Annotated in this window: 6 protein-coding genes; 2 read left to right on the forward strand and 4 right to left on the reverse strand. The window is 73.1% G+C overall.

Annotation, left to right across the window (positions count from 1 at the left end; genetic code table 11):
• Positions 1–156: 156 nt before the first annotated feature.
• From C1I98_RS27335 to C1I98_RS27345, 3 genes are all read right to left on the reverse strand, one after another.
• Positions 157–3,297: a glycosyltransferase family 2 protein gene (locus C1I98_RS27335; RefSeq protein ID WP_199537257.1), complete on the reverse strand. Its 3,141-nt coding sequence runs from the start codon at positions 3,295–3,297 to the stop codon at positions 157–159.
• 206 nt (positions 3,298–3,503) lie between these two features.
• Positions 3,504–3,761, reverse strand: coding sequence for a WhiB family transcriptional regulator (locus C1I98_RS27340; protein ID WP_111170288.1), 258 nt, complete (start codon positions 3,759–3,761; stop codon positions 3,504–3,506).
• A gap of 317 nt (positions 3,762–4,078) precedes the next feature.
• The gene (locus tag C1I98_RS27345) at positions 4,079–5,773 is read right to left on the reverse strand and encodes a hypothetical protein (RefSeq protein ID WP_111170289.1); all 1,695 of its coding nucleotides are present in this window, start codon (positions 5,771–5,773) and stop codon (positions 4,079–4,081) included.
• A 228-nt stretch (positions 5,774–6,001) separates the two neighbouring features.
• Here C1I98_RS27345 and cofD point away from each other — a divergent pair, with 228 nt between their 5' ends.
• Together cofD and C1I98_RS27355 are read left to right on the forward strand one after the other, a co-directional pair.
• The gene (gene cofD, locus C1I98_RS27350; RefSeq protein WP_111170290.1) at positions 6,002–6,937 is read left to right on the forward strand and encodes a 2-phospho-L-lactate transferase; all 936 of its coding nucleotides are present in this window, start codon (positions 6,002–6,004) and stop codon (positions 6,935–6,937) included.
• The gene (locus C1I98_RS27355; protein WP_111170291.1) at positions 6,934–8,211 is read left to right on the forward strand and encodes a coenzyme F420-0:L-glutamate ligase; all 1,278 of its coding nucleotides are present in this window, start codon (positions 6,934–6,936) and stop codon (positions 8,209–8,211) included. The genes cofD and C1I98_RS27355 overlap by 4 nt, the downstream gene beginning before the upstream one ends.
• Here the strand turns inward: C1I98_RS27355 and C1I98_RS27360 are convergent.
• Entirely contained in the window at positions 8,208–10,817 is a 2,610-nt protein-coding gene (locus C1I98_RS27360; protein WP_111170292.1) for a bifunctional FO biosynthesis protein CofGH, read from the reverse strand. The two genes, C1I98_RS27355 and C1I98_RS27360, sit on opposite strands and share 4 nt — an antisense overlap.
• Positions 10,818–10,960: the final 143 nt, after the last annotated feature.

The following is a 10,960-nucleotide window of genomic DNA, read 5'->3' on the forward strand; positions in this document are numbered from 1 at the left end:
GGCACACGGCGGTCACCGACCGGACGGCGACCTTGGCGCGCGGCGGCGGGCCCGGGCGGGCGGTCTCGGGGCGGGTGGCGCCCGCCACGCCGTACATGGCCAGGAGCGCGACCATGACGAGTGCCAGGAGCCCGAAGCGGTTTTCGATCAGGACCTTCATCTTCCGGCCATCTCCTTGCGCCGGGAGCGGCGCGGTCGGGCCTGGCCCGCGGCCTGGTCGCCGTAGTCGGGCACGATCTCCTCGGGGCGCCTGCCCGGCGAGGCGAGCACCAGCGCGGCCACGACCAGCACGGCCTGCGCCCACAGCCAGACGCGGTGCAGCGGGTCCTCGTGGGTGATCCGGACCGTCGCGGGCGCCTTGAGGGCCTGCCCGAGTGTGAAGCCCTGCGCCCAGCCGTCCACGGTGGCGGGCGTGACCTGCGCGCCGATGGCCCGCCGGCCGTCCGCCACCGGCTCGGCCAGCACGAGCGTACGTCCGGCGCCGCCCGCCGGGACCGTCACCACGAACCCTCCCCCGGGTTGTGTGACGGCCGGGACGGGTGTCCGCCCGCCTCCCGGGCCGGTGATCCAGGCCAGGGCGGGCGGCGCGGTCAGCCGCCACACGCCCACGGTGTCGGACAGGCTCAGCCGGCCGAGCGCGGGCTGGGAGTCCAGGGCCCCGGCGACCTCCGGATCGACGCGTCCGCCCTCGGGGGCGCGGACCACGACGAACCGCACGCCGTACGTGGCCAGGACGCCCGCGTCCGTGCCGCCCCGCCCGGCCGCCAGTCCCGCGGCGGCGGTGGCCAGCCGCGCCTTGGCCGGGCCGGGCACGGGCAGGTCGGCCTCGCCGACGAGGGGCCCGCGCGAGCGCAGCACGGTGTAGGTGAGGCCACCCGTGGCGCTGCCGCGCAGTACCAGCGTGCGTTCGCCGGGCGTGCCCCCCGCCACGGCGAGCGGCGTGACCGGCGCGTCGCCGCGCAGCGGCCCGGCCAGGCCCGTGGCCGCCCAGTGGCCGGCGCAGATCAGCGGGGCGGAGCAGGCGACGGCCGCCAGCGCGTACGCCAGCGCCCGGCGAATCCCGCCCGCCGCCCGGAACTCCGCCAGCCGGTGCGCGGTGAGCGCGGCCACGACCAGCATGCCGGTGGCCGCGAACGCCAGCGGCACCCCCGGCCAGGCCGCCGCGGGCGGGCCGCCAGCCGCCGGGGCCACCGTCGCCCGGCTCACCAGGATCGCCGCCAGCACGCCGTACAGCGCCACGCCCCAGCCCACCGCGACGGCCATCCGCTGCCGCCGCATCAGCAGCGCGGCCAGCGCGGCGGCGAGCAGCCCGGCCACCGCCCACAGCGGCGGCATGCCGGGACCGCCCGGGCTGAGGGTGAGCAGCGCCTGGGCGGGCAGCGCCGGATCGGTGAGTTCGGGCCGGTGCAGCCCGGCCTCCAGCAGGATCTGCCCCGGATCAGCGGCGAACCGTCCCAGCCACGGGAACAGCAGGACCAGCGGCACGCCGAGCGCGATGCCCACCGAGACCGCCACCCCGCGCCTGGCCGCGCCGAACGCGGTCGCGCCGAGCAGGCCGATGACCGCGGTCAGCGGGTAGACGAGCGGGACGAACGCCGTGCCGATCGCCAGCAGCAGGCCGAGTCCCCAGGCGGCCCGGCGCGACCTGCGGCCCTCCCCCGCCGGCAGCACGGTCGCCAGCGACGCGTAGGCGGGCAGCAGAACCAGCACCACGGCGGTGCCCAGCCGCCCGGCCGCGACCGCCCCGGTGGCCACCGGCAGCAGCGCGTACGCCGCCGCCAGCCACACCCGCCCGCCGGTGCTCGGGATGATCGAGCGGGTCGCCAGGTAGGCCGACACCCCGGCCAGCGGCACGCAGCCGAGCAGCAACACCGACACCGCGAGCCAGATCTTGCCGAACGCGAGCGTGGCCAGCGCCGCCACCACCGCCACGTACGGCGGGGCCCACGCGTCCGTGCCCAGGCCGCCGGAATGGAAGCTCTCGGTGTAGAGCCGCCACAGGTCCGAGGCGCCCCCGCTCACCGGGACGAGCGCCCCGCCGCCGAGTCCGGACCCGCCGATCAGCCGCCACTCGGCGGCCACGGTGACCGCGAGCAGCCCGAGGAACAGCAGCACCCCGGGGTTGCCGAAGGTCCGCTGCATCAGCCCGGCGTCGGTGAGCAGCAGTTCCTCTTCGGAGGGCCGATCGTCGGCGGCGGCGTGGTGGCGACCGGCCGACTCCACCGGCCCGGAGCCGGACAAATAGCCCTGGACCATGTCCGCGAAGCGCCGGAACACCGCCCCCGGCGGCGTCAGCAGCTGCTTGACCTGCGGATAGTGCCGCCTGCGGCCGTAGGCGCGGGCACGTCTGGCCTTGGCCAGCCGGATCGGGTGCCCGAGCACCCCGCCGAGCGCGCGGACCTCGTCCAGCGCGCTGCCCGGTTGTTTGGCCAGCACGAGCAGGACGGTCCGGAAGATCGACCCGAGGACGTTGCGCGGCAGCGTCCACAGCAGCGCGCGGAACGGCATGTTGGCCAGCACCACGAACAGCGCGTTGCGCCGGTCCAGGCGGCGCGGGTGGTGGTCGCTCACGGCGATCCGCCTGCGCCTGCGGGCCGCGGCCTCGGCGTGCCAGGCGACCGCGTGGGTGACGTTGAGCACCCGGTATCCGGCGTTGCGGGCGCGCCAGCACAGGTCCAGGTCGTCGCGGAAGAGCGGCAGGGCGGGGTCGAGGCCGCCCAGGTCGTCCCAGACGTCGCGGCGGATCAGCATTCCGGCCGTGGAGACGGACAGCACGTCGTGGACGCCCTCGTGCTGCCCCTGGTCGTACTCCCTGGCCTCCAGGCCGGTGTCCCTGCGCCCGGTGCGATCCACCGTGACGCCGACCTCCAGCAGCAGCTTGCGGTCCAGCCAGTCGCGCAGCTTGGGGCCGAGTACGGCGGCGCGTGGGTCCTGGGCGGCGGCCCAGAGCAGCGCCTCAAGTGCCCGGGCGTCGGGGGCGCAGTCGTCGTGCAGGAGCCAGATCCACTCCTGTACCTCGGCGCCCTGGGACGCGGGGAGGCGGTCAAGGACCTCCTCCACCGCGTCACCGAAGCCGGTGGAGCGGGGCAGCGTGAGCACGCCGCCCTCGCCGAGGCGCGCGGCGAGCAGCCGCCCGCAGCCGTCGCGGCTGCCGTTGTCGACACCCACGACGCGGTCGGGCGGTCTGCTCTGACCGAGCACCGCGGTCAGGGTGTCATCGAGCCACCGGGCGCCGTCATGGGCGACCACGATCGCGGTGACGGTGACCAGGGTCACAGAAGTTCCGATCGCGGACATATGTCCTGTTTTGTCGGGACAAATACCACTTACGCCGATGATCGACGCCCGACAAAGATACGGCACGACCGGCTCGCGCGCGCGAGGTCCGCCGAACGCGTCCACGCCTGGACGACCCCACGATGGCCACACCCTGAAGGGCGCACTCTCACGAAGAGGACACCCTCATGAAGGCGGCACCCCGATCACCGCCTCGCGCGAGGCGGTCAGCCCGCTTCGCGTTTGATGCGACGCCGCTCCCGCTCCGACAATCCACCCCAGATGCCGAACCGCTCATCATGCTCAAGTGCATATTCCAGACACTCGGCACGAACCTCACACGCGCGGCAAACCTTCTTGGCTTCCCTCGTCGAGCCGCCCTTTTCCGGAAAGAACGCCTCGGGGTCGGTCTGCGCGCACAGGGCGCGCTCCTGCCAGCCAAGATCTTCAGCGCTGAGCGCCTGTGCATCGACCAGGTCGGCCACTGCACACCTCCCTGCCGCCCGCCCGCAATGGAGCCCCCCTAGTGAACGCCCTCCGTCATACCCACCCGGTGGAGGGCGTAACTACACGTCTGTAATTACACTCATGTGCCCGGTGTGACGTCAAGCCGCATACCGGTATCCGGGGAAAGACCCGCTCTCCCCGGTTCACAGACGTGATGCTCTTCATCGCGGCGAACGCTACCCCCGTGGCAGGTTCGCGTGCCTTGTTCAGCGCACTCGCCGGTCGGAAACGTACCAGGACATGTTCTGGCCGTGACCCGGGCTCACCTTCTCTCTGTCCGCCGATAGCCGGGTCATTACGCGCGGGGTTCACCCGGGGTGTATATGGCTGTCGGATCGATCGGCTCGCCGGCCGCCTGCTGCTGACCCGGCTGGCCGGGCTGCCCCTGCCGCCCTTGCTGCGGCTGCTGGTCGCGATAGGCGTTCGGGTCGAAGCGCATGGTCGATTCCCCGGGGGCCTCCTGGCCCCAGCCCTGCTGCTGCCCGTCGTACTGCGGCGCGGCCGGCGTGCCCTGCGGGTGCCCGAGCGGGGAGCCGTAGGCGCCCTCGGCCGAGTGGTTCACCTCGGGATGGGTGCCGGTCTGACCCGGCTGCTGGTACGCCTGGCCGCCCTGGTAGCCCTGGCTCTGATAGCCCTGGTTCTGGTAGTTGTGCGCCTGCTGGTACGCCTGGGCGAGCTGCTGGGCGCGCGGGTCGGCCGGGTTCGGCTCGTCGTAGCGGTTGTCGGCCCGCTGACCGTACTCCTGGCCGGAGTAGCCGGCCTGGGGCTGCTGCCCGGCGTTCGGGTCGTAGCCGGAGGAGACATAGCCGCCGGTGTTGCCCGGGTAGCCCTCGTAGGAGGGGGCAGAGGGGGCCGCGGGCTGCGCCTGGTAGGTGTCGTAGGACTGGCCCTGGTCGGCGGGGTAGTCCGGAGCGTACTGCTGGCCGTACGCGCCCTGGCCGCCCTGCGCCTGCGGGTAGCCCTGCTGGTCGCCGAAAGCGCTCTGCGGCGGCTCGGCCGGGTAGGAGGGCGCCGCGCCGGGCTGGGAGTAGGCGTCCTGGCCGTAGCCCTGCTGCTGGCCGTAGCCGGAGTACTGGTTGTAGGAGGGGTCCTGGCCGCCGTCGGGCGGCGGCAGGGCGGGCAGCGAGGAGGAGGCCGGGGCGTAGCCCTGCTGCGCGCCCGCGCCCGGACCGGGCTGCTGGTACTGCCCGGACTGCGGCGCGGCCGGCTGGTAGGTCGGCGCGGCCTGCGGCTGCGCGGGCTCCTGCTGCGGCGGCTGCGGGGCCTGGTGGGCGGGCTGCTGGGCGGGCTGCTCGTACTGCTGCCCGTAGGACTGCTGGGCGTACTGCTGCTGGGAGTAGTCCGGCTGCTGACCGTACTCGGGCTGCTGGCCGTACTCGAACTGCTGGCCGTACTCGGGCTGCTGGCCGTACATCGGCTGCTGCTGGGGCTGGTGCTGAGGTTGCTGCGGCTGCTGGGGAGCCTGCTGCTGGGCGTAGTCCGGCTGCTGGCCGTACATGGGCTGCGGCCCCCCGTACGGCGGGACCTGCCCGCCCTGCTGCCCCGGGTAGCCGGGGAAGCCCTGCGGCTGCTCGGGAGCGCGCGGCGTCGCCGGGAACGCCTGCGGGATCAGATAGAGCAGCGCGATGGCGATCATCGCGAGACCGGCCAGCCCGGTCAGCAGGTTCTCCACTATCGCGGCGCCGGAGGCGATGCCGCGGATCAGCGCGATCACGCCGAACAGCGCGGCGACGCCCAGCGCCCCGGTCGCGCTGATCGTGATCGCCTTGGCCACGGGGCTCGGCTCGCCGACCTTGGTCGTCAGCACCACCGCGCCGACCAGCAGGGCGACGTTGACGGGCGAGACCAGACCGCTCAGGCTCGCATAGGAGAGCAGCCCGAGATTCGGGGCCAGCAGGCTCAGCACGCTGAGCAGGATGCTGACGGCCGCCACGGCGAACATGATCCACGCGGCCGGGTCACGGAGCCGGCTCGCCTCGATTCTGATCACAACTTGCCCCCATCAAGGTCCATATGGCACAGCGAAGTTTTGCACAAGGGCGACATTCGTGTCGGAAGACCCAGCAACCTCATCCAACCCAATAAGCGTTCCTACGGTTGCCATTCCACGAAATTTCGTGGTAATCAGCCGGGTTACGGACGCGCCGAAGCCCTGCCTCCCGGCCCAGGCGAGCCCCCATCGGCACCGGTGGAGGACGCGTGATGGAAGACTGGCCGGATGCGCATAGTCTCCCTCGCCGGCGGGATCGGCGGCGCGCGCTTCCTGCGTGGCCTCAAGGCCGCGGCCCCGGAGGCGCGGATCACCGTGATCGGCAACACAGGTGATGACATCACCCTGTTCGGCCTGCGGGTCTGCCCCGACCTCGACACCGTCATGTACACCCTGGGCGGCGGCATCGACGAGGACCAGGGCTGGGGCCGGGCCAAGGAGTCGCACGCCGTCAAGGAGGAGCTGGCCGCGTACGGCGTGGAGCCGCAGTGGTTCGGGCTCGGCGACCGCGACTTCGCCACCCACATCGTCCGCACCCAGATGCTCGCCGCCGGATACCCGCTGTCGGCGGTCACCGAGGCGCTGTGCGCCCGCTGGCAGCCCGGCGTGCGCCTGCTGCCGATGAGCGACGAGCGCGCCGAGACCCACGTGGTGATCGAAGACGACCAGGGCAGGCGGGCGATCCACTTCCAGGAGTGGTGGGTGCGGCTGCGGGCGTCGGTACCGGCGCTTTCGTTCGCGCTGGTCGGCGCGGAGAAGGCCCGTCCGGCCCCCGGCGTGCTCGACGCGATCGAGGAGGCCGACCTGGTCATCCTGCCGCCGTCCAACCCGGTGGTCAGCATCGGCACCATCCTTCAGGTCCCCGGCATCCGCGAGGCGGTGTCGGCCAAGACCGTCGTCGGGGTCTCCCCCATCATCGGCGGTGCGCCGGTGCGCGGCATGGCCGACGCCTGCCTGACCGCGATCGGTGTCCGGACCAGCGCGCAGGCCGTGCTCGAACTCTACGGCGCGGGCCTGATCGACGGCTGGCTGGTCGCCGAACAGGACGCGGACGTACGGCTCGACGGCGTCCGGGTGCGGGCCCGCCCGCTGATCATGCACGACGCGGCGGCCGCCGCCGACATCGCGCGGGCGGCCGTGGCGCTGGGCGGGGAGCTGGCGTGATCACCATCGCCGGGGTCCCCGGCATACCCGAGGTCCGGCCCGGCGACGACATCGCCGGACTCCTGGACCGCTGCGCGGGCGACCTGCGCGACGGCGACATCGTCGTGATCACCTCCAAGATCGTGAGCAAGGCGGAGGGCCGGGTGCTGGCCGCGCCGGACCGCACGGCGGCCATCGCCCGCGAGACCGCGCGGGTCGTCGCCCGGCGCGGCGACACGGTGATCAGCCAGACCCGCAGCGGCCTGGTGATGGCCGCCGCCGGGGTGGACGCCTCCAACACCGAGCCGGGCACCGTGCTGCTGCTGCCCGAAGACCCGGACGCCTCCGCCCGGGCGATCCGCGCCGGGCTGCGCGCGCGCCGCGGCGTACGGCTGGGCGTGATCGTCTCCGACACCTTCGGGCGGCCCTGGCGCAAGGGCCTGACGGACGTGGCGATCGGCGCGGCCGGGGTGCGCGTCCTCGACGACCTGCGCGGCGAGACCGACTCCTTCGGCAACCCGCTGGCCATGACCATCACCGCCGTGGCCGACGAACTGGCCGCGGCGGGCGAACTGGTCAAGGGCAAGATCACCGGGGTGCCCGTGGCGGTGGTCAGGGGGCTGGGTTCGCTGGTCACCGAAGACGACGGCACGGGCGCGGCCGAGCTGATCCGTCCCGCCGACGAGGACATGTTCCGGTACGGCTCGCGCGACGTGCTCTTCGCCCGCCGTACGATCAGGGAGTTCTCCGCCGAGCCCGTGGACGGCGAGGCGGTGCGCAGGGCCGTGGCCGCCGGGATCGCCGCGCCCGCCCCGCACCACACCACGCCGTGGCGGTTCGTGCTGGTGGAGCGGGCCGAGACGCGACGCAGGCTGGTCGACGCGATGCGCGAGGCGTGGATCGCCGACCTGCGCTCCGACGGCTTTTCCGAGCAGTCCGTGGCCAAGCGGATCAAGCGCGGCGACGTGCTGCGCAACGCGCCCTACCTGATCGTGCCGTGCCTGGTCATGGACGGCTCGCACACCTACCGCGACGACCGGCGCAACGCGGCCGAGCGGGAGATGTTCGTGGTCGCCACCGGGGCGGGCGTCCAGAACCTGCTGGTCCAGCTCGCGATGGAAGGACTGGGCTCGGCCTGGGTGTCCTCCACGATGTTCTGCCGGCCGGTCGTACGCGAGCTGCTCGACCTGCCGCCGTCCTGGGACCCGATGGGCGCGGTCGCCGTCGGCCACGCCGCCGCGCCCCCCAGGGACCGCCCGCCGAGGGACGCGGCCGACTTCATCTTGGTCCGTTAGGCGCCTTCGGCGGTGCCGATCAGCGGCAGGGTCCGCCGCACGCTCTGGCAGACCCCGTCGCCGGCCGCCGCGGCGGCGCGGCGCTCGGCGTCCGGCTCGCCGTACCCGGTCAGGCGCTGCCGCAGTGGGCGGCCGGTCGGGGCGACCATCGCCGCGATCTCGCTGATCGTCTTGTAGGAGCCGTTCTCCGAACCGGCCATCCGGCTGATCGTCTCCTCCATCAGCGTGCCGCCCAGGTCGTTGACCCCGCCCTGGAGTACCGACCGGCACAGGTCGTCGCGCAGCTTGACCCACGAGCACTGGATGTTGCCGATCGCCCCGTGCAGCATGATCCGGGCCAGCGCGTGCACCGCGCGGTTCTCCCGCGCGGTCGGCCCGGGGCGGGCCACCCCCGCCAGGTAGATCGGCGCGCTGTGATGCACGAACGGCAGCAGCACGAACTCACTGAACCCACCCGTCTCCTCCTGGATCTGCCGGATCAGCCGGATGTGCCGCACCCAGTGGGCGTGTGTATCGACATGTCCGTACATCATGGTGGAGGTCGTCGGGATGCCGACCCGGTGCGCGGTGGTGATGACCTCCACCCACTCGCGGGCGGGCAGCTTGCCCTTGGTCAGCACCCAGCGCACGTCGTCGTCCAGGATCTCCGCCGCCGTGCCCGGCAGCGAGTCCACTCCGGCCTCGCGGGCGGCGTGCAGCCACTCCTCGATCGACAGGTTCGTACGACCGGCGCCGTTGATCACCTCCATCGGCGAGAACGCGTGGACGTGGATGCCGGGCACCCGCTCCTTGACCGCCCGCGCGATGTCGAAGTACGCGGTGCCGGGCAGGTCGGGGTGGATGCCGCCCTGCATGCACACCTCGGTGGCGCCGGCGAGCCACGCCTCGTGCGCCCGGTCGGCGACCTGGCCGAGGGAGAGCGTGTAGGCGTCGGCATCGGTACGGCGCTGGGCGAACGCGCAGAACCGGCAGCCGGTGTAGCAGACATTGGTGAAGTTGATGTTCCGGTTGACCACGTAGGTCACGTCGTCGCCGACGGCCTCGCGGCGCAGGCCGTCGGCGATCCGGCACAGTTCGGAAAGGGCGGCGTCGTCGGCCCCCGCGCCGGAGGGGTCGCCGGCCAGGCCGAGCAGCGTCAAGGCCTCGTCGTCGGTGAGCCCGGCAGGGTCGGACTCGGCGCGGCGCAGCGCCTGCCGCACGTCACCGCTCACCGCGCTCTCGCCGCGCACGGCGGCGGCACGCTCGCGCAGCGCGTCCCAGTCGCCGTAGACGTGGTCGAAGTCGTCGCGGCGGTCGACGGCGCGGCCCTCGGTGTCCACGGCCAGGTGCAGGTCGGTACGACCTGCGGCGGCGTGCCCGCCATCCGGCTCCTGCCAGGGGCGGCCCACCACGACGGCGTCCTCCCTGGCCAGCCCGGTCTGCGGATCGGCCAGCGCGGCCACGTGCCCGGCCACCCGCGGGTCCAGCCAGGGCTCGCCCGCGAGCACGTACTCGGGGTAGACGGTCAGCCGCTCGCGCATGGTGAAACCGGCGTCCGCCGTGCGTTCGGTGAGGACGTCGATCTGCGGCCACGGGTGCTCGGGGCTGACATGGTCGGGGGTGACCGGCGAGACGCCGCCCCAGTCGTCGATGCCCGCCCTGATCATCAGCTCGTACTCGGAGCCGATCAGGTTGGGCGGCGCCTGGATGCGCGCCCGCGGCCCGAGCACCAGCCGCGCCACCGCGATGGTCGCGGCCAGTTCCGCAAGATCGGCGTCCGGCATGCCGCGCATCGCGGTGTCCGGCTTGGCGCGGAAGTTCTGGACGATGACCTCCTGGACGCCGCCGTACTCGCGGGCCACCCGCCGGATCGCGAAGATCGACTCCGCCCGGTCGGTCACCGTCTCGCCGATCCCGATCAGGATGCCGGTCGTGAACGGCACGTTGGTCCGGCCCGCGTCCTCCAGCACCCTCAGCCGTACGGCGGGGTCCTTGTCCGGCGAACCGTAGTGCGCCTGTCCCTTCTCCTCGAACAGCCGCCGCGAGGTCGTCTCCAGCATCATGCCCATCGAAGCCGCGACCGGCTTGAGCCGCTGGAAGTCCTGCCAGGTCAGCGCGCCCGGGTTGAGGTGGGGCAGCAGGCCGGTCTCCTCCAGGACCCTGATCGCCATGGCCCGGACGTAGGACAGCGTGTCGTCGTAGCCGTGCGCGTCCAGCCACTCGCGGGCCTGGTGCCAGCGGTCCTCCGGGCGGTCGCCCAGGGTGAACAGGGCCTCCTTGCAGCCCAGCGCGGCACCCTGCCGGGCGATCTCAAGCACCTCGTCCGGGCTGAGGAACTCGCTCGGCAGTTTGTGCGGCGCGGTGGCGAACGTGCAGTAGCCGCAGCGGTCGCGGCACAGGCGGGTCAGCGGGATGAAGACGTTGCGGCTGTAGGTGATCACTCCGGGGCGGCCCGCGTGGGCGAGCCCCGCGTCGCGGACCCTTCCCGCGTGGCCCAGCAGGGTGGACAGGTGTTCCCCTCGCGCGCCGAGCAGCACCGTGGCCTCGGTGACGTCCAGGGTCTTGCCGTCACGGGCGCGGGCGAGGGCGCGTCGCATCGCGGAATCCGCGGGCGCGGGATCAGTCATACCCGGCACACTACGACCCGGCCTTCACATGATCACTAGAGCCCCTGGGATCTCAGAACGAGCGGTAGTCGCGGGCGGACGTCCGGGGGCCGCGACTACCGCTCGTTCTGAGATCCCAGGGGCTCTAGTGATCATGTGAAGGC

Origin of the sequence: Spongiactinospora gelatinilytica, from assembly GCF_003236385.1 — a bacterium.
Classification (GTDB): domain Bacteria; phylum Actinomycetota; class Actinomycetes; order Streptosporangiales; family Streptosporangiaceae; genus Spongiactinospora; species Spongiactinospora gelatinilytica.